The 18,541-nt window shown below is 59.7% G+C and carries 15 protein-coding genes and 1 tRNA gene; 10 read left to right on the forward strand and 6 right to left on the reverse strand.

Annotated elements, in window-relative coordinates:
* Positions 1–138: 138 nt before the first annotated feature.
* Positions 139–3,219 carry an FAD-binding and (Fe-S)-binding domain-containing protein gene (locus tag C440_RS00145; protein WP_008317090.1) on the reverse strand — a complete coding sequence of 1,027 codons (3,081 nt, stop codon included), beginning with the start codon at positions 3,217–3,219 and terminating at the stop codon, positions 139–141.
* Between the two features lie 504 nt (positions 3,220–3,723).
* Here C440_RS00145 and C440_RS00150 point away from each other — a divergent pair.
* Complete coding sequence (locus C440_RS00150) at positions 3,724–4,017, forward strand: PRC-barrel domain-containing protein (protein ID WP_008317092.1); 294 nt, start codon at positions 3,724–3,726, stop codon at positions 4,015–4,017.
* A 4-nt stretch (positions 4,018–4,021) separates the two neighbouring features.
* On the opposite strand, the gene C440_RS00155 is transcribed toward C440_RS00150, so the two are convergent.
* Complete coding sequence (locus C440_RS00155) at positions 4,022–5,479, reverse strand: DHH family phosphoesterase (protein WP_008317093.1); 1,458 nt, start codon at positions 5,477–5,479, stop codon at positions 4,022–4,024.
* A 131-nt stretch (positions 5,480–5,610) separates the two neighbouring features.
* On the opposite strand from C440_RS00155, the gene C440_RS00160 reads away from it, so the two are divergent.
* The 3 genes from C440_RS00160 to C440_RS00175 all read left to right on the forward strand — a co-directional run bounded on the left by C440_RS00160 (position 5,611) and on the right by C440_RS00175 (position 7,662).
* A tRNA-Lys gene (locus tag C440_RS00160) sits at positions 5,611–5,684 on the forward strand.
* Positions 5,685–6,112: 428 nt separating this feature from the next.
* Positions 6,113–6,697: a GNAT family N-acetyltransferase gene (locus C440_RS00165; protein WP_008317095.1), complete on the forward strand. Its 585-nt coding sequence runs from the start codon at positions 6,113–6,115 to the stop codon at positions 6,695–6,697.
* Between the two features lie 734 nt (positions 6,698–7,431).
* The gene (locus C440_RS00175) at positions 7,432–7,662 is read left to right on the forward strand and encodes a hypothetical protein (protein WP_008317098.1); all 231 of its coding nucleotides are present in this window, start codon (positions 7,432–7,434) and stop codon (positions 7,660–7,662) included.
* A 17-nt stretch (positions 7,663–7,679) separates the two neighbouring features.
* On the opposite strand, the gene C440_RS00180 is transcribed toward C440_RS00175, so the two are convergent.
* On the reverse strand, positions 7,680–7,931 hold the full coding sequence (locus C440_RS00180) for a hypothetical protein (RefSeq protein ID WP_008317100.1): 252 nt from the start codon (positions 7,929–7,931) through the stop codon (positions 7,680–7,682).
* A 943-nt stretch (positions 7,932–8,874) separates the two neighbouring features.
* Positions 8,875–9,894, reverse strand: a complete 1,020-nt coding sequence (locus C440_RS17190) for a zinc metalloprotease (RefSeq protein ID WP_152417806.1) — start codon at positions 9,892–9,894, stop codon at positions 8,875–8,877.
* Positions 9,895–10,224: 330 nt separating this feature from the next.
* Between C440_RS17190 and C440_RS00190 the strand changes: the two genes are divergently transcribed.
* Positions 10,225–11,658: an alpha/beta hydrolase family protein gene (locus tag C440_RS00190; RefSeq protein WP_008317104.1), complete on the forward strand. Its 1,434-nt coding sequence runs from the start codon at positions 10,225–10,227 to the stop codon at positions 11,656–11,658.
* A gap of 24 nt (positions 11,659–11,682) precedes the next feature.
* On the opposite strand, the gene thrS is transcribed toward C440_RS00190, so the two are convergent.
* A complete protein-coding gene (thrS, locus tag C440_RS00195; protein WP_008317106.1) occupies positions 11,683–13,611 on the reverse strand; it encodes a threonine--tRNA ligase in 1,929 nt (642 codons plus the stop codon).
* A gap of 105 nt (positions 13,612–13,716) precedes the next feature.
* Here thrS and malQ point away from each other — a divergent pair, with 105 nt between their 5' ends.
* The 5 genes from malQ to C440_RS00220 all read left to right on the forward strand — a co-directional run bounded on the left by malQ (position 13,717) and on the right by C440_RS00220 (position 18,014).
* A complete protein-coding gene (gene malQ / locus C440_RS00200; protein ID WP_008317108.1) occupies positions 13,717–15,207 on the forward strand; it encodes a 4-alpha-glucanotransferase in 1,491 nt (496 codons plus the stop codon).
* Positions 15,208–15,302: 95 nt separating this feature from the next.
* Complete coding sequence (locus C440_RS00205; protein WP_008317110.1) at positions 15,303–15,536, forward strand: hypothetical protein; 234 nt, start codon at positions 15,303–15,305, stop codon at positions 15,534–15,536.
* Positions 15,537–15,605: 69 nt separating this feature from the next.
* On the forward strand, positions 15,606–16,550 hold the full coding sequence (locus tag C440_RS00210; protein ID WP_008317112.1) for a mechanosensitive ion channel family protein: 945 nt from the start codon (positions 15,606–15,608) through the stop codon (positions 16,548–16,550).
* A 75-nt stretch (positions 16,551–16,625) separates the two neighbouring features.
* Complete coding sequence (locus tag C440_RS00215) at positions 16,626–17,540, forward strand: DNA-3-methyladenine glycosylase family protein (RefSeq protein ID WP_008317114.1); 915 nt, start codon at positions 16,626–16,628, stop codon at positions 17,538–17,540.
* Positions 17,541–17,603: 63 nt separating this feature from the next.
* Positions 17,604–18,014, forward strand: coding sequence for a DUF555 domain-containing protein (locus tag C440_RS00220; RefSeq protein ID WP_008317115.1), 411 nt, complete (start codon positions 17,604–17,606; stop codon positions 18,012–18,014).
* 194 nt (positions 18,015–18,208) lie between these two features.
* Here the strand turns inward: C440_RS00220 and C440_RS00225 are convergent, their stop codons facing one another.
* Positions 18,209–18,445 carry a UPF0058 family protein gene (locus C440_RS00225; protein WP_008317117.1) on the reverse strand — a complete coding sequence of 79 codons (237 nt, stop codon included), beginning with the start codon at positions 18,443–18,445 and terminating at the stop codon, positions 18,209–18,211.
* Between the last annotated feature and the right edge of the window lie 96 nt (positions 18,446–18,541).

Below are 18,541 nucleotides of genomic sequence, written 5' to 3' on the forward strand. Positions count from 1 at the left end.
GGGACATTCCGAACTACCGTCCGAGAGCTTGGTCCCCGCCGTACGAAGCTCTCCGACCCCGCCATACGAAGCCCTCCGACTCCGCCATACGAAGCCCTCCGACTCCGCCGCACGGGACCTTCCAACCCCGCCTACGAGTTACGTTTCGATAGCTTGCGTTAGCATCTCGATTGGGTGCGGTGGCTCCTCGTCGGCACCGGGCATCTCTTCGAGTTGCGTCCGGCAGGACGCGCCGGGTGCGACGACGATGTCGCCCGGACTCTCGGCCACTTGGTCGTAGAGGATGCTCCCGATAGCTTTCGACATCGAGTAGTGCTCGGCCTCGTAGCCGAACGAACCTGACATCCCACAGCACGTCGAGTCCAGCGGGTCAACGTCGTAGCCCGCCCGCGAGAGGACACCCACCGCGTGGTGGTCTTTCTTCGTGGACTTCTGGTGGCAGTGGCCGTGGTACGTCAGCGTGTCGTCCTGCGGAATGAACGACAGCGTCTCGTCCAACCTGAACGTGTCGAAGTATTCCATGATACCGTATGTGTTGGCCGCGACGGCCGCGACGTCGTCGCCGGAGAGTAAATCCAGATAGTCCGACTGGAACATCACGGCGTCAGAGGGTTCACAACAGACGATGTCCCAGCCCGAATCGAGATACGGTGCGAGTGCTTTGACGTTCTGCTCCGCGTCGGCGCGGGCCTTGTCGAGAAAGCCCTTCGAGTGCGGTGGCCGTCCGGACCCGGTGACACCGTCGGGGATGCGGACGTGGACGTTCGCGGCTTCGAGCGCCCGCACCGCGGCTTTGCCGACAGCTGGGTGGTTGTAGTTCGTGTACGTGTCGGGGAACAACAACACCTTGCGGTCTGCCTGTTGTTCTGCGATGGTCGCCGCACCACGGGATTCGAACCACTCGACGAAACTCGTCCCGTGGAACGTCGGTAGCGTTCGCTCTTTGGCGATGCCCATGGTTCGCTCCAGCACCGTTCGCGCGCCCGGGAGTTTCGTCGCACCGTTGGCGAGTCCCGCGAACGTCGAACCGAGTTTCGAAAGCGAATCGATATTGGCGAAGAGTTTGTCGCGGAGGCTCGACCCATTTCGCTGGTGGTACTCGTGCATCACCTCAGCTTTCATCTTCGCCATATCGACCTCGCTCGGGCAGTCTTTCGAACAGCCCTTACAGCCGATACAGAGGTCGAGTACCTCGTCTACGAATTCGTCTTCGAATAGCTCGTCTTCCGGAAGGCCGCCGCTCATGGCCTGTCGGAGCATGTTGGCCCGCCCGCGAGTCGAGAGAATCTCCTCTTCGGACGCGCGGAAGGTCGGACACATGACCCCGCCGACTGTGGACTGCTGGCCGCGACAGCCGGCGCATCCGTGGCAGAGTTCTGCCATCCCCTGAAAGCCGTTTTCGTTGTCCCAGTTGAGCGCGGAGTCGAAACCAGCGTCGAAGTCGTAGTCCGGCGAGAACCGAAGGTTCTCGGTCATGTCGTAGTCGCCGCAGATGTTCCCCGGATTGAGGAGCCAGTCGGGGTCGAACGCGGCTTTGAGGTCCCGGAAGACGTTCCAGAGGTGGTCGCCGTACAGTTTTCGATTCCACTGCGTCCGCGCGCGACCGTCGCCGTGTTCGCCGGAGACAGAGCCGCCGTACTTGACGACCAAATCGGTCACCTCGTCGGCGATGGTCTCGAACGTCTCGACGCCTTCGACCGTCTTCGTGTTGACGAGCGGGCGGATGTGGAGCACGCCCGGTCCCGCGTGCGCGTAGTAGGATGCGAACGTGTCGTGGTCGTCGAGGATGTCTTGAAACTCGGAAACGAACGCTGGGAGATTCGCCGCCGGGATGGCGGTGTCTTCGATGTACGCGATGTGTTTTTCGTCGGTCGTCCGCGAGAGGAGAATCGGAAGCCCGGACTTGCGCATCTTCCAGAATTTTGCGCGCGTGTCGGCGTCGTGGGCTTCCATGAAATCGGTCGCATAGCGGTCCGTATCGGTCACCGAGGTCGCGCCGGACTCGGAGTCGAATTCGGTGCCGTCGGGGTCGATGACACGGTCCGCGACGAGGTCTGCGACCTTCTGTTTGCCCGCCGCGTCGCTGTCGGCGTAGAACTCGACTAAGAGCGTCGAGTCAGTTCCCTCGGGGAGCATCCCGACTACGTCCGCGAACTCGGCGGTGTCGCGTGCGAGGTCGAGAAGTACGTCGTCCATGACCTCGACGGCGGCAGGTTCGTGTTCGAGGATGGGTGCAACATCGTGCATCGCGTCCAGCACGTCGTCGTAGGTGAGGAGTGCGACGGCGGCCGTCTCCGGGATGGGTTCGAGCGAGACGGTCGCTTTCGTGATGATTGCGAGGGTGCCCTCGCTCCCGGCGATGAGGCGACCGAGGTTGACGGTTCCCGCCTCCCAGTCCTCGTCGAAACCGCTGTCGTCCGGAGTGCGGCGCTCGCCACGCATCTCGTCAACGAGCATATCGAGATTGTACCCCGACACGTTGCGCTTCAGGTCGGGAAAGCGCTCTCGTATCTCGTCGGCTTCTTCGTCGAGTATCTGTGCGACCTTCGCGTAGATTCGCTCTTCGAGGGTTCCGTCGAGGTCGCCGCGCTCGCGGAGAGCATCGACGCGCACCTCACCGAACGTCGTCACCGTGCCGTCGGCGAGCACAGCCTCGACCTCTTCGATGTAGTAGTCCGTTTTCCCGTATTTCAGCGAGTGTGCGCCGGTGGAGTTGTTGCCGATAGCGCCCCCGAGCGCGGAGCGGTCGCCCCACGCCGGGTCGGGAGCGAACTTCAGGCCATGTGGGGCTAATTCCTCGTTGAGTTCGCCGAGTCGGACGCCGGCTTGAGCGGTCACTGTCTCGGTGTCGGGGTCGATTGCTTCGACCGACCTCATGTGTCGCATGAGGTCGAGTACGACCGCTTCGTTGACCGTCTGCCCGGCCAGACTCGTGCCGCCACCGCGAGGTAAAACGGGAATCTCTCGTTCGGCGCAGTACTCCATCACCGCAACCACGTCGGCGGTCGATGTCGGCATGACGACGCCGATAGGCGTCTTCTCGTACGCGGAGGCGTCGGTCGAGTACAGCGTTCTCGTGTAGGTGTCGAATCGCACATCGCCCTCGACGAGAGATTCGAGGTCTTCGACCAGCCCCGGCCGCTCTACGTCGTCGTTGACGTAATCGTAGTCGCCCTCCAACGAGGGGTCGGCGGCCGGTTCGTGCGTGTTAGATGCCATTGATTAGCTCTCTTGTAGGTCGGTTCGCGCGAAAGGTAAAAGGCACCCGGGAAGGGGTATAGTTCCGCTTCCAGTCTCGTAGTCTCTCGTTTTTCGTTTCTTGTTCTCGTTTCTCGTTTCTCGCCTCTCTTCCGTTCCTCATCTCTCACCTCTCATCCTTCGTCCGTCCTTCGTCCTTCGTCCCTCGTCTCTCACTCCTCTTCCCCTCATCTCTCGCCCCCTCATCCCTTGACGACCGACACAATCAATCTCTTCACCGACTCGCACACCTACGATTCGGCCGCGCGTCGCGGCCGCGGCACGGGTCGTTCTCAGTGACATTTTTCCATCAGTCACTCCACAAATATCTACTGGCCGAAGTGAGAAATTTCTGGCAGGTTAGTGCGTACTTGACCCCGCTACTCCCCGGTTTTTCGCCCCGATGTCGGACGCTCGTCAGCCACGTGTCTGCGTGCGTGCCGCGGGCTACGAACAATTAAGACCCGGCATCCCATGTTGGCGGGTATGGACGGGACGCCCGAAGAGATTACGACGCTCGTAGGCCGAGAGGTCTACTCGAACAACGGTGTGTTCGTCGGCGAGGTCGAAGACGTTCGCCTCGACTTAGACCACGAGACGGTCACCGGACTTGCACTGACGGCGCTGAACGACGAACTGTTCCGCAATCAAATCGAACCCGGAAAGGGCGTGCTCATTCCGTATCGGTGGGTCCGTGCTGTCGGTGACGTCATCCTCATCAACGACGTCATCGAGCGTCTGAAGAATCCCGAAGAAGACGAAGAATCGATCGTCGTCTGAGGTTCTAACTCCCGTTTCCGCTCTCGCCGCCTTCCACACCCATCGCACGAAAGAGCTTTCGCTTTACCGCTTCCTCGGTGAGTTGCAGGAGCGTATCGCGGTTGTCGTCGCTCGATTCGATGCCCGTGAAGATGCCGAGCGGAATCTCGACCGACCCCTGTGTGGAGTGGCCGCCGGCCTCGCCGATACCGGTGAAGGCGTCGCTCAGAATCTTCCCGATGTTCATCCGGATGTCTTTCGACCGCGCGGCGAGATAGATGGTGTCGTCAGCGATGCCAAAGACGGCCGTCGTGGTGATGCCCTCTAGATTCAGGAGATGCTGTGCGGCCTGCGTGAGGGCATCTCGGTCGCGGATGAATCCGGCGTTCGAGACGAGGTGCGACCCCTGTACGTCCCGGTTCTGGATGGCCTCGGCGAGGACGTCCAGCGTCTCGGGGGACATCGACGGCGACTCGACTTTCTCCAGCGTGTCGTGGTCGGCGAAGGGGTGGAGATACGCCGCGGCGGTCAGGTCCGCCGGCGTCGTGTCTCGCTTGAAGTCGAGCGTCTCGGCGCGGATGCCGTACAAGAGCGCGGTCGCCACAGCCTTCGAGGGGCTGAGGTCGAACTCTTGGATGTACTTCGTGAGAATCGTGGACGTAGACGAGACGTTCGGACGAACGTCGGTAAAGCGGGCGTCGATTCCTTCGTCCGGTTCGAAGTGGTCGATGAACACCGTGATGTCGGCGTCACCGATATCCGGCATCCCGGATTTCATGTGGTCTACGAGCGCGACGGCGCTGTACTCTTCGAGCGGCTTTGCGTCGGCTCGCGGCGTGAGTTCGATGCCGAGAATGTTTACGAACGCTCGGTTCTCTTGGTGACCCATGTCGCCGGAGTAGAGAATATCGGCGTCAACGTCGTACTCGCGGGCGATAGCCTGCAACGCGACCGCCGAGGCGAGCGAGTCCGGGTCGGGATTGTCGTGTGTGAGGATTGCGAGACCGCGGTCGGTCTCTCGGAGAAGGTCGGCGAGTTGCCGCGCCTTGTACTCCAGTTCGCCGGATTCGACGCTTCGAAGCGCGGAATCGGCGATAACCTCGGACGGGTTGATAACCACGTCCGCACCGAGTTCCGTCAGTTCGTCCTCAGAAACGGGGTCTGACGCCCGAACGACGATAAACTGGTCGTCACCTTGGTCGCGGATGGTGGACACGGCGGCCTTGTTCGCCTCCACGTCCGACGAGAGAATGAGAATCACGTCGCGTCCCGAGACGGCACCGGCGAGTTCCGAGTCGGCGATGTCCGTCGTCTGCGCATTCAAATCTTGGTCGCGCAGGGCTTCGACGCGACTCTCGTCCTTGTCGAGAATGAGGACATCCTTTCCCTCGTCCGTCAGTTCCTCGGCCACTGCGTGCCCGACACTGCCGCATCCAAGTATCGCGTACGTGGACATCGAGGACACACTGACGCCTGTGCTCATCGTTGCCCGCTACTCCGGTCGGCCGACACTTAACACCCACCGTTTGTCTGCTCTCCGACCGTGTGCGTCCCTGCCGTCGTCGTACAAAAAGGAAAGTCATTTTACCCACCGGGAGTTACGAGAGGTTGCAAGGGCCGGTAGCTCAGTTAGGCAGAGCGTCTGACTCTTAATCAGACGGTCGCGTGTTCAAATCGCGTCCGGCCCACTTTCTAACCGCACGATTTCCGCCCAATCAACTCGGGCGCGAATTGTGTGGCAATTCCGTCTTTCACCAAATAGTGCCGACTCTGAGGCGTTGTTCAGAGGCGATTCGTCACTTGGATAGCGGACAGTGACGCAGTTGTGCGGTTTTCATCGGTTGGAGATACGCTCCCCCGCTCTCTGTGGTACGAAATTCTCGAAATATGATAGAAATCGCGTGCCGAATATAGAGGGTGTCTCTTGCAGATGGGTCACTTTAGGTGCGACTGACCATCACGCTTTTATCAACTCGTTCAAATAGTGGATAGTAGAGCTGAACGATGACCGTTTCTTCCTGCTTCTGAGTTGACTGTCGCCTCTTAATCCGCCGAGGGCCGTCAGCTTCGAGTTCTTCCGAATAGCCGTTAGTTACCCTGCAGTCATAGATACATCATGTCAAGACCAACATTTATCCAGTGTGACCGTCTCGAACTCAAACCTCCTGAAGACGACGACATCGAGTTCCTCAGAGAGGGAGTGAACCATCCGAAAGTCCGCCAATACATCAGTCTGTTCAGTACCCCGTACACCGAAGAACGCTACCGAGACGAGCTGTGGCCAAGAGAACACGGCGGAGATAGCGTTTCTCTACTCGTCATTCCGAACGACGGCGATTTCTCGGGGGAGCCAATTGGGTCAGTACAACTCGCCCCCGTTATCCACACGGATGGATACGCGAACTTTGGCGTCTGGTTCCATCCGAAGGCGTGGGGAGAAGGATACGCCCTCGAAGCTAGCGCACACCTGTTCGAATACGGATTCCAAGACCTCAGATTGCACCGTATCTCTGCTACCGTGATGGCCCCAAACGAGGATTCTACGTCGCTTTGTGAACGCCTCGGGTTCGTCCACGAAGGAACTGCTCGTCAAGCACAATTCGTCAACGGGGAATACGTCGATGTCGAACGCTATGGCCTACTAGCTGACGAATGGGAAGGCACCAGCGAGGTACTGAACCTTGAGGAGGTAACGCAGTAGCCTGACACCTCTATAGACCGTCGAAATCTTCCTGTCACGCCCCCACTTCCCCTTCCTTGGTTCGCTGGTCGTAGTGCTCGTTCAGTATGTCCGGACTCACGTCCACCCGCTTACTCACGGCGTCTGTGGAGACGTCGTTCACAGTCCCCACCCGGAGCGTGGCGGCTACGTCCGAATGTACACAATAACAGCCGCAGAACAGCCCGCAATGACAGCTACCGGTCGGCCGTGCTCGTCCGAGACAGCGGTCACTGAGTCACTGCGACGAAGAGTCCGTAGACGGCGATAGCGACTCCAACGAACAGTCCCCAGCCGAGTTTATTGATGACCCCGGAAGCGAGAACGCTACTGATCCCGATTCCAGCCCCGACGGCGACCCAAAAGAGACCAGTCACTCGTGCAGTAGCAGTATCCAACCACGCAGACACCCGAGGCCAAGCTACATCCGCGACGCTCCACACCCCGAGGACGAGACTCACCACGACCCCACGAACATCAAGCGGATTCGAGTAGAAGACGAATACCGTTGCCGAAAAGAGTGCAGTAACGAGACACAGCACGGCCCGTCGCTTCCGATACCGAAAATCGTCTACGGTAGTCATCGCTAGGGATGGTAGTCGAAACGAACAGTTGGTAAAGTATCTTCCCGTTTTGAGTAGGCTTCACCGCCGTACCTCGGTCGCCCGTTGACACCCCCGAGCAACTTATACGCGGAGCTGTCAGTGTCTCTTGGTATGAATCAGAGCGACCGGACCGGCACGATTCTCGTTTTCATCACGCTCCTCGTCGCGGGCGTCTTCGGACTGGCGCTCGGCGTCGAGGATCGCTTCGACTTCGGACGGTTCGTCGGCACGCTCACACCCGATTTCGGTGTTCTGTTCGGTGCTGACGTCGTCGCTGGCGCGGTGATCCTTGGTCTGTTCGGTCTGCTCGCGTTTGGTGCGAAGATTCTGCTCGAACCGTAACCCGTCCGGTCGGTCGGCTACCGCTTGAGCGCGACCCACGAGTTGCCGCGTCCCCGAGACGGCGAGAGTCGAATCGGAAACTCCGAGCCTTCGGACAGAACTTCGAGACGGTCCCGTAACTCGGGCGTTTCGTAGCCGACCAGCGTTCGTAACTCCCCCGTCTGAACCACGCGAACGGTCATCGCGTCGTGGTCGTTCATAGGTCGTTCGACCCGAACGAGACGCGTTTCGACACCCGTCGCTGTGACACACCCACCAAGATGTTCCATGGTAACATATCTATACGCGAGATAAATAAATCACGTCGCCTCTATTAGGTGGGTATTAATTTCCCACCGCGGAGCCACTCCGGAGGTGAAGTGGGTGTTCTACGCGGTGGCATATCGGCCATTACCGGTGTGCTCGCGTTCCTCGGTGCCCTCACGTGGTCATGGTAGTGGTGCACTGACGACGTGGTGACTCTGTTTTTGAGTGACGCGACACGGTGACTGTTCCACAGTTTCGGAGGATGATTCTGATTCGCGACTTATTTGTAGCATCGGTAAGGAAGAATCAGCTTCTCAGTAGCGCCTGCCGATTTCCCGCTTCATCTTCCAAGTTCACCCAGTCGAAACCGACGGCGTCTAGTGATGCACCAGCGCCGGGCCAAGGAACATCAGGCATTTGTTAGGGAGAACAGATAGATTAACAGTATAACGGAACTTCCAAACGTCAATGCTCCGTACAGAAGCATATACTTCCACGAGGAGGCTCGGCTGAACCAATTCGACACTAGGGTTCCGACTGCTGACAGTCCCAGAAGGCTATACAGGATTGGCATTCCTTCTAAGGAGAGATAGCCACCAACAACCTCCACAGCTATCATTGTAGAAAGGACTCCACAACAGATAGCGAGGAGGCCAGCGGTGGACCGTCGCTTAATGGTCAATCCCATACAAAGATGTGGCAACCCAATATGGTAAATACTTTGTCATGGTGTGAATACAGGTGTCCTCTTGCTGTCACTGTCTCGCTAACAACTCCTCTGGCATTCGGTTATTTAGCATCTAATAATAATACAAAAAATGTCCTTTCTTGAGTCTGAGTAGGTTCCTGCTTTCATGTATTGAACTAGATTATCAACGATCTCGTTAAAATTCAATTATCTAAAACTTATTAGTTATATTATTTATAGCAATTGGTGATGAATTCGAAACTAGGTTGGGAGTTACTCTACTTTATATTATTCTCGATAATATCATGATCCACATCACACCAGTAACCGATACCGCGGGCGGCATATTCATAATTCATGACACACTTTTTATGTTCATACCCTGCCGTGCCTCTATCGGGTGCCTCAAAATTATGCGACAACTCATGTTGGACGAGTTGCTCATGGGGCCAGGGCACTCCATAAACTGGATCAATCGCGTTTACAGAATGATATCTGCCAGCGATCCCATTATTATCCATCTTGTCAACCCAACCAGTCACAATATGGTTATCCCCATCTCGGAACTTATCAGTATCACCTGCTATGTCATCTAACATATCATCTGTATTTGTACCGACACCGCTTGCATCCCAGTGTCCAAAGTGGATTGATCTCTTTGCTTCGATTCCGAACTCAGAACCAAAGATTGCCCATGCATCGAATGTGGCATCCTTGTACGATGCAGAAGGTTCGTGTTCAGAATCGGACGCAGGGACGACATGTAAGTGAATCTCTCCATTAATCGCCTTTGGCCCACTCGACTGGGTTGAGAATGACTCGCCACCCACGGCTACTGGGTGTCCAGCAGAGAGGTCCACCTTTCCAGCCTTTACATGCTTCCGAGCTACATCAACATGCATGGGCTTCCCATCTACTAGCGTTGCCTTCGGGTTCTTTGGGTCAACGCCAAATTCAATGAATTTGTCCCTTGCTCTTGATTCAATTGTGTCGAACTCTTTGAATGAGATGATCGCATCATAGTCCTCCTCAGAAAGGTACTCAGGAACCTCAGCGGACTCGGTTACAGTTACTTTCTGAGACCCATCGACAATTGTATTATTAAGATAATTTGGCAACTCTCCTTTTGCATAGGCAATTTGATTTTTCGAGAGTTGACTGCTTCCACGGCTACTCTCTTGAGACTTTGATTGTTCAGCTGCCACAACATTAGTGACAAGTGACAGTCCTACCGCCGTGCTACCGATCTGTTTCAAGAATTTTCTTCTTGATATTATACAATCGAACACAACAAGCATCAACTAATAATGTTTTTCATTTGTTGTTTGGTAAGCCCCGTGAGCTATTCGAGTACGTCAACGGGTGGCTTGACGGAGATGAGTGCTTGTCCTCGCTGTCGAGTATGTCTGTAAGAGTTCGTCGTGGCACGAAAATCCACCAAATCAGATTCATCGTGTAGTCACAATTAGCTCAGAACACGCTAAAATTGCCCATCCTCCAAAACTGTCGGCTGTTCGGGTGTGCCCTAAATTCATATCGCAGAATGTGATTTATTCAATCCAATTTCAGTTCTCATACCGTGACACTGCGGGCCTAGGGTCAATATCGAATCGCACGTACTACACGGCATGGACCACCTCGAAACACCGGCAGTGCACCGACTCATGACCTCTCCTGCCGGGAGATTGCTCACCTCTCGGCCGTTCGAGGCGTTCAAGACCCAGTTACTCCCGCGGGAATTCGCCGTCGTCAGGGCACGCGCCGCCGCCGACGTAGCACTCGGTGACGGGCCGGAAGCGTTCCTCCGCGAAGTCGGTGCACCGCCTGCGCCGCACCTTCACGACCGCATCGAACGCGCGTTAGCGAAGTATGCTCGACTCCGCGAGGCGTACGACGAGACGATGACCCGGTGGGAGAGCGTCTTCTGGGGAGGGTACGAATCGCGCCCGGACGAGCGGGTCGCTATCGAACGCGAGCGCCGAACCGTCTCGCAGAAGCGAGCCAAACCGACGGACATCTTCGGGTTCCTCGCAACCGAACACCTCGTCCCGTCGGTGAAGTTCGAGACGCCGAACGCTGACGCCGCTCGGAGTCGCTGGCACCACGAACTCGCCGAACCGGAGCGACTCTACGGGTTTGCCGAATCGCGGGCGACAGAAGAGTTCCCCCGCGTCGAACGCTCGGCAACCGTCCGCGGGCCGGGAACGGTCGAATTCCTGCTTCGATTCACGTCGCCGTCACCACACGTCGGCGAGAACGCGACTGCTCGCGTCTACGAACCCGACGATGCCGACGGCGACCTCCCGACGGTCATCTTCCACTCCGGATGGGGAATGTTCGACGACCAACTCGTCTACTGGCCCGAAGAGGAGTACCTCGCACGGGCGCTCGCGCCCGAAGGCTACCGCGTCATCCTTCCCGACGCACCGTGGCACGGCCGCCGCGAATTGCTCGGTCGATACAGCGGCGAACCCTATATCGCTCGCGCCCCGGTCGGCCTGTTTACCCTCTACTCGGCCGCCGCGCTGGAGACTGCTGTCCTCGTAGACTGGGCGCGGACAGAAGGCGCACCGGTCGTCGGTGTCGGTGGCGTCAGTCTCGGTGGGAGCATCGCGCTCCACGTCGGCGGACGCTGTAGCGACTGGCCCGAGTCGATGCAACCTGACCTGCTGTTTCCCGTCGGCATGCCGGGCGGAATCGACCAGACGCTCGTCGCTGGCGAACTCACCGAACTCCTCGCTCTCGACAGCGCGCTCGACGCCGCCGGCTGGACCGGCGACGCGCTCCACGAGTTCGCACCGCTGTTGAACCCGCCGAAAGACCCGTCCATCGACCCCGAACGCGTCTTTTCGTTCGTCGGCACGCGAGACGAGATTGCCCCGACGCAGACGGCGCAGACGCTTCTCGACGCGTGGGGGGTTCCCGCCGCTAACCGCCGCGAGTGGGACTGCGGCCACTTCGGCGTCATGGCGAATCTGGTTCGCGGGACCGAGTTCCCGGCGACGGTTCGACAGGAACTAGATGCGGCGGTGCGGACCGAGCGAAAAACGGTCTCGGCCTGACGGTCGGCAACGCGGGCAGTCGCCTTACTGGTCGCCGAGGAAGTCGGGTTCGACGCGCTGGTCGCCCACTTCGCGTTCGAGGTGGTCACGGAAGGTCTCGACCGTCACGTCTTGAGTCTCACGCTCTTTGCGGTCGCGGACGGAGATGGTGCCTGCTTCTTCCTCGTTGCCGCCGACGACGATCATGTACGGAACGCGGTCGGTCTGCGCTTCGCGGATTTTCCGTCCGAGCGTCCACGAGCGGTCCTCGATGGTGACCCGGAAGTCGCCGAGTTCTTCCTTGATGGATTCGGCGTAGTCGATTTGGTCGTCCGAGATGGGGAGGATGCGGACCTGCTCGGGTGCGAGCCACGTCGGGAATTTGCCGTTGTAGTGCTCGATGAGGACCATGAAGAAGCGCTCGAAGGAGCCGTAGAGCGCGCGGTGAATCATGACCGGGCGGTGTTCTTCGTTGTCCTCGCCCGTGTACGACAGTTCGAAGCGCTCGGGCATGTTGAAGTCGAGTTGGACCGTCGGACCGTCCCACTTGCGGCCGAGAGCGTCCTCGAACGAGAAGTCGATTTTCGGGCCGTAGAAGGCACCATCGCCCTCTTCGACGAGGTAGTCCATCTCGCTGTCTTCGAGGACGGCTTCGAGTTGTGATTCGGCCTGCTCCCAAATCTCGTCGGAGCCGACGGACTTCTCGGGGCGCGTAGCGAGTGCGACTTCGTAGTCGAGGTCGAACGTCCCGAGGACTTCGAGGATGATGTTCATGATGTCCTCGACTTCCTGTTCTATCTGGTCGGGGCGGACGAACAGGTGGCCGTCGTCGATGGTAAAGGCCCAGACGCGGGAGAGACCCGAGAGTTCGCCGCGCTGTTCTTTGCGGTAGACCTTCCCGTTTTCGGCGTAGCGAACCGGCAGGTCGCGGTAGCTCCAACTGCCCTGCTTGAAGATGGTCGCGTGACCGGGGCAGTTCATCGGCTTCAGGCCGTACTCCTCGTCGTTGACGTCGAGGAGGAACATGTCGTCTTGGTAGTTGTCGTAGTGTCCCGACTGCTTCCACAGTTCCGTCCGGAACAAGTGCGGCGTCTCGACGTAGTCGTACTCGTAAGACTCGTTGAGGTCGCGCCCGTAGTTCTCCAGCGCGTCGAGAACCTTCTTCCCGTTGGGGTGGTACAGCGGAAGACCGGGACCCGTGACGCTCGGAATCGAAAACAGGTCGAGTTCCTGTCCGAGTTTGCGGTGGTCGCGCTCTTCGGCTTCGGCGCGCATTTCGAGGAAGTCTTCGAGATCGGATTCGGACTCGAAGGCCGTCCCATAGACGCGGGTCAGGGTGTCGTTTTCTTCGTCGCCGCGCCAGTACGCCGCGGAGATGTTCAGGAGTTTGACCGCGCCGATATCGCCCGTCGATTCGACGTGCGGGCCCTTACAGAGGTCTTCGAACTCGCCTTGCTCGTAGAACGACAGTTCGTCGTCGCCAGCGGCTTCGGTTTCGAGGATATCGCGCTTGTAGGGGTTGTCGGCGTACTTTTCGAGGGCTTCCTCGCGGTCGATGAGCGTGCGCTCGATGTCGAGGTCTTCCTCGATGATGTTCCGCATCTCGTCTTCGATGGCTTCGAGGTCCTCCTTTTCGAGGTCCACGTTCGTCACATCGTAGTAGAAGCCGTCGTCCGTCCACGGGCCGATGGTCAGTTTCGCCTCGGAGTGGAGACGCTGGAGGGCCTGTGCGAAGACGTGGGCCGCCGAGTGGCGAAGCACGTCGAGATACTCGTCGGACTGGTCGGTGACGATGACGAGGTTCGCGCCGTCGTGGAGGGCGGTCTCTTTGTCTACGAGTTCGCCATCGACGACGCCAGCAACGGTGTCCTTCCCGAGGCCGGGGCCGATTTCGAACGCGGCGTCTCGCACCGTCGCACCCTCCTCGACGGCAAGTTCCGTTCCGTCGGGGAGGATGACAGCGATATCACTCATACGCGCACGAAACCGACGGGGGGGAATAAGTGTTGTTGAGACGGGCGCGCAGGACCCCCGTCCGCACCCAAAGGACCAACTTGTTTGCACACCGATGCAACCGGTATGCGATTTTCCCGACAGAGCGGCGTTTTCATGCACGTCACGTCGGTCCCCGGTCCGCACGGCATCGGAGACCTCGGCGACGGTGCCCGCGCGTTTATCGACTTTCTCGCCGACGCGGAGCAGTCGATGTGGCAGTTCTGCCCACTCGGCCCGACCGCGCCGATTCACGCAAATTCGCCCTACCAGTCGTCGTCTTCGTTCGCTGGCAACCCGCTTCTCATTGCTCTCGCGGACCTCGAATCCCGCGGGTGGCTAACCGGCGACGACCTCGAACCAGTCCCCGACTTCGACGACCACGCCGTCGAATACGAGCGCGTCGGCAACTACAAGCGCTCGCGGCTTCGGATGGCGTTCGACCGATTCGAAGAGACCGCTTCGGAAGCCGACCGCGACGCGTTCGACGCCTTCCGCGAGCGGGAAGCCCACTGGCTCGAAGCGTACGCGCTGTTCGCCGCTCTCAAAGACGAGTTCGACGGCGCGTGGACGGACTGGCCGACCGAGTTGAAGACGCGGGACCCGGACGCCCTCGCTCGCGCCCGCGACGAACACGCCGAGGAGATTCGATACCGCGAGTTCGTCCAGTTCTGTTTCGACGAGCAGTGGCACGACCTCGCCGACTACGCCGACGAGAACGGCGTCACCCTCGTCGGCGACCTCCCCATCTACGTCGCGCTCGACAGCGCCGACGTGTGGGCCGCACCCGAGGCGTTCGACCTGAACGACGACCACGAACCGGCGGTCGTCGCGGGCGTCCCGCCGAACCCGAACGATTCAGGCCAGCGCTGGGGCAACCCCCTCTACGACTGGGACACCCTCCGCGAGAATGGCTACAACTGGTGGCTCGACCGCCTCAGCCGCCTGTTCGACCTCGTTGACGTGACCCGAATCGACCACTTCAAAGGCTTCGACGAGTACTGGGCCATCGACGCCGACTCTCACGACCCCGCCGACGGGGAGTGGCGCGACGCGCCGGGTCACGACTTCTTCGAGACGGTCGAGCGCGAACTGGGCGAACTTCCGTTTATCGTCGAAGACCTCGGGTTCCTCGACGCCTCGCTCGTGGACCTCAGAGACCGCTTTGCCGTCCCCGGGATGCGCGTTCCGCAGTACGCCGACTGGTGCCGCGAAGGCGACATGTACCAACCGATGCACTACCCGGAGAACTCCGTGGCCTACACCTCGACGCACGACACCGACACCTTCGTCGGCTACTACCGGTCGCTCGATGACCACACACGCGACTGCCTGCACTACAACATCGGTGCCGACGGCTCGGAAATCGAATGGTCGATTATCGACGCCGTCTGGAACTCGGCGTCTGTCCTCGCGTTCACGACGATGCAGGACCTCCTCGGTCTCGACTCTCACGCCCGGTTCAACACCCCCGGCACGCAGAACGGCAACTGGGAGTGGCGCGTCACCCGCGAGGGACTCGCCGACGACGTTTCGGCCCGCCTCGCCGAGTTGACGGACCTCCACATCCGCAACTGACGCCGACGAAGACCCACCACAATCACTGATTTTCTCGACTTGCGAGCACTGCCACCGGTGATTCCCGTCGCGCGCGCGTCGCGTTCGGTGTCGGAATGGGTGGTGGGTCTGCAACCGACGATGCGGAAGAGGATAGCGGCGAAGCATCTGGCGGTGGTGGCGAAGGATTCGGTGGCGGTGGCGGCGCACAGGCCATCCCACTCGGTGTCGTCGAAGTGTCCCCAGACGAGACGAATTTTATCAGATTCGCCGACCGGGGCCGACTTGCCAGGATTCTCGCCGTCGGCGTCGTCTTTGGCCTGCTTCTCGGCCGACTGCTCAGGAGATAGCGGGAACCGCGACGTCCGCGGCTACGGCTCGTCCCCACCTTTTTCACGTATCCATCCGACGGCGACGGTATGTCTCGTCGTCTGGGTCTCGGTGCGTTCGTCACTGGTCTCCTCGCTGCCGTCCTCGCCGGAGTTATCCGGGCGACGACGCCGCTGTCGGACTTCGCGGTTCCGAATGCGGACGTTCTCCTCTCGAAGGGTCTCTCGGCGCTCGCAGTCGCGCTCGTCACCTACGGAATCTATCGGTTCTCGATGGCCGTGTTCGTCGACCGACTCGCAGACAAACGCCGCGCTCACGACGCTCGAAACGTTCTCAGATTGGTTCTGGGGCTCGTCGCACTCGTCGGTGTCCTCGGCGCGTTCACAGAACAGTGGCTTGGCGTCCTCGTCTCGTTCGGCGTCATCGGCTTCGCGGTCACGTTCGCGCTTCAGCAGCCGATTCTCTCGCTCATCGGTTGGGTGTACATCGTCATCAAGCGACCCTACGCAGTTGGCGACAGAGTCACGGTCGCGGGCGTCTCCGGTGACGTTGCCGAAGTCGATTTTTTAGTGACGACGCTCTGGGAGGCAGGTGGACCGCTCGCGTCGACCCAACCGACCGGCCGGACAGTTACGGTGCCGAACTCGCTCGTCCTCTCGTCGGAGGTTGTCAACCACAACGACCTGTTCGACCGCGTCTGGGCCGAAGTTCCCATACAGGTCGCCTACGAGACCGACCTCGGGTTCGCACGTGAGGTGATGAGAGACGTGGCCGAAGCGGAGCTCGGCGACGACATGCGCACCGCCTTGCGCCGGTACAGACGACGTCTCGACAACTCGCCCCTCGAATTGGACGTCGCAGACGGCCCGACGGTCAACATCGCACAGGAGGAGTCGTGGGTCGTCCTCCGGCTGCGCGTCCTCGTGCCACCGACCCGAGGCCAACGCGTCCGCAACCGCCTGTACGAGCGTATTCTCACGAAACTCACCGACCATCCAGAGCGCGTCCAGTTCCCCGTGGGTCGAAACCGCTGAGAACCGTCACGGACACAGGCCGTCCGTCGCCTTCGCATCGAAACCCGCAAATCCCTCGCGCCTAACGTGGAAGCGATGGAAACGGGTGTTATCGACCTCGCAAACCTCGACGGCGCGTTCGACCTCCAATCGACCCTGGAGAGCGGTCAGACGTACCTCTGGGACCGTCCCGACGGACAGATGTACGAACGCGACGCGGCCCACGGCGGCGACGCGTGGTACCAAACCGTCGTCCCGCCACTCGACGGCGTCTCAGACGAGTCGGCGGTCGTCCGCGTCCGTCAGACCGACGGCGCGCTGGAGTGGCAGTCGAATCTCGACGCCGTCCCGCTACTCCGACACCTCCTTCGACTCGACGACGACCTCGACGCCATCTACGACCGGATGCCGAACGACCCGCTGGTCCACCGAGCGTACGACGCCTATCCCGGGATGCGTCTCGTCCGCGACCCGCCGTTTGGCTGTCTCATCTCGTTTATCTGTTCGGCGCAGATGCGCGTCTCACGAATCTTCGGGATGCAGTCCCGTCTCCGCGAAACCTACGGCGAGGTCGTCGAATTTGACGGGGAAACGCAGTACGCCTACCCGACGGCCGACCGACTCGCCGCGGCGACCGAAGACGAACTCAGAGACCTCAGCCTCGGGTACCGCGCTCCCTACGTTCAGCGAACCGCGGAGATGGTTGCGACCGGCGAGGCGACGCCGGCCGAGGCGCGCGGCCGCGACTACGAGGGCGCCCGCGACTACCTGACGAACTTCGTCGGCGTCGGCGACAAGGTCGCCGACTGTATCCTGCTGTTTTCGCTCGGATACCTCGAAGCCGTCCCGCTCGACACGTGGATTCGCTCGGCAATCGAAGACCACTATCCGGACTGCGCTCGCGGCAACTACGCGGCCACGTCACGGGCCATCCGCGAGCGACTCGGCGGCGAGTACGCCGGCTACACGCAGACCTACGTCTTCCACTATCTCCGCTCCGGCGGCGAGTAAGGCTCTGTTAAACCGGGTTGGCAAGAAGGTTGATAGCGTTCGCGGTACAATCTCACACCGACCATGGACTGCAGAGTCGTCGTCGAGGCCGCGGTCCCGGTGTACGACGTCGAAACCAAAGACGAGGCGATTCGCATCGCAATCTCCAAGACGGGCGAGATGCTCAACCCGGACCTGAAATACGTCGAAATTAACATGGGCTCTCGGACCGCCCCCGATAGCGACTCGCTTCCGGCGTTTATCGTCGCGGACGAGGCATTGGTGGCACTCGAACTCGAGATGACCGTGTTCAACGTCGAACAGGAAGAACACGCGTCTCGAATCGCCCGCAAGGAAATCGGCCAGCGCCTCGAAAACATCCCGTTGAAGGTACTTTCTGTTGAGCCACTCGACGACGAACGAAAAGAGACTGACGGCGACGGTACCGGTGACGATACCGTCCCCGACTTCGACGACCTCGTTGGCGACCGCTGACGAGTCTCGTTTTTCGCCGGGTAAACCGTTTCGCAGGAACTCATCCGCTTGTCGTCCGTTTACGCGGCCGACATCGACCGACGGCTAACGTTCACGACGTAGCCATCGCTCGCAAGTGCCAGTTCGTCACCGACGACGGCGCAGTCGCTTTCGGTCTGTGACTTCGTGGAGGAGAACGCGTTTCGTTTCTCGATTCAGTCTGCTTGTGGAGCAATCGGTTCCGGTTCCGCCTCGCGCATCGCTCCAGTAATTCCTTTCGCCAGTTTAAACACGGCTGCTTTGTGGTCCGTCTTCGATTTGTGGATAGATGTCGGTCGTACGCCGAGTTCGTTGTACTCAGCAAGACCGATTTGTTCGTCTTCCCACGCCTCGATTTGTGTGTGCACTTCCGCGAGCAGGCCGTGCAGGTGGATGAGTTCCTGCTTCTTCATGAGCAAACACGGCTTGAGACCGGAGGGATATAGTATTATCTTGAGTCGCGTTAGCATTCACCCTGCTTAAACCGCCGATTATGGGTGTCTCACGGG

The organism is Haloferax mucosum ATCC BAA-1512 (assembly GCF_000337815.1).
In the GTDB taxonomy this organism is placed as follows: Archaea; Halobacteriota; Halobacteria; order Halobacteriales; family Haloferacaceae; genus Haloferax; species Haloferax mucosum.

Excerpts from the sequence above, each read along its gene's own strand:
- C440_RS00145 (WP_008317090.1), bottom strand. The coding sequence starts at position 3,219 with ATGGCATCTAACACGCACGAACCGGCCGCCGACCCCTCGTTGGAGGGC.
- C440_RS00150 (WP_008317092.1), top strand. The coding sequence starts at position 3,724 with ATGGACGGGACGCCCGAAGAGATTACGACGCTCGTAGGCCGAGAGGTC.
- C440_RS00155 (WP_008317093.1), bottom strand. The coding sequence starts at position 5,479 with ATGAGCACAGGCGTCAGTGTGTCCTCGATGTCCACGTACGCGATACTT.
- C440_RS00165 (WP_008317095.1), top strand. The coding sequence starts at position 6,113 with ATGTCAAGACCAACATTTATCCAGTGTGACCGTCTCGAACTCAAACCT.
- C440_RS00175 (WP_008317098.1), top strand. The coding sequence starts at position 7,432 with ATGAATCAGAGCGACCGGACCGGCACGATTCTCGTTTTCATCACGCTC.
- C440_RS00180 (WP_008317100.1), bottom strand. The coding sequence starts at position 7,931 with ATGGAACATCTTGGTGGGTGTGTCACAGCGACGGGTGTCGAAACGCGT.
- C440_RS17190 (WP_152417806.1), bottom strand. The coding sequence starts at position 9,894 with ATGCTTGTTGTGTTCGATTGTATAATATCAAGAAGAAAATTCTTGAAA.
- C440_RS00190 (WP_008317104.1), top strand. The coding sequence starts at position 10,225 with ATGGACCACCTCGAAACACCGGCAGTGCACCGACTCATGACCTCTCCT.
- thrS (WP_008317106.1), bottom strand. The coding sequence starts at position 13,611 with ATGAGTGATATCGCTGTCATCCTCCCCGACGGAACGGAACTTGCCGTC.
- malQ (WP_008317108.1), top strand. The coding sequence starts at position 13,717 with ATGCGATTTTCCCGACAGAGCGGCGTTTTCATGCACGTCACGTCGGTC.
- C440_RS00205 (WP_008317110.1), top strand. The coding sequence starts at position 15,303 with ATGGGTGGTGGGTCTGCAACCGACGATGCGGAAGAGGATAGCGGCGAA.
- C440_RS00210 (WP_008317112.1), top strand. The coding sequence starts at position 15,606 with ATGTCTCGTCGTCTGGGTCTCGGTGCGTTCGTCACTGGTCTCCTCGCT.
- C440_RS00215 (WP_008317114.1), top strand. The coding sequence starts at position 16,626 with ATGGAAACGGGTGTTATCGACCTCGCAAACCTCGACGGCGCGTTCGAC.
- C440_RS00220 (WP_008317115.1), top strand. The coding sequence starts at position 17,604 with ATGGACTGCAGAGTCGTCGTCGAGGCCGCGGTCCCGGTGTACGACGTC.
- C440_RS00225 (WP_008317117.1), bottom strand. The coding sequence starts at position 18,445 with ATGAAGAAGCAGGAACTCATCCACCTGCACGGCCTGCTCGCGGAAGTG.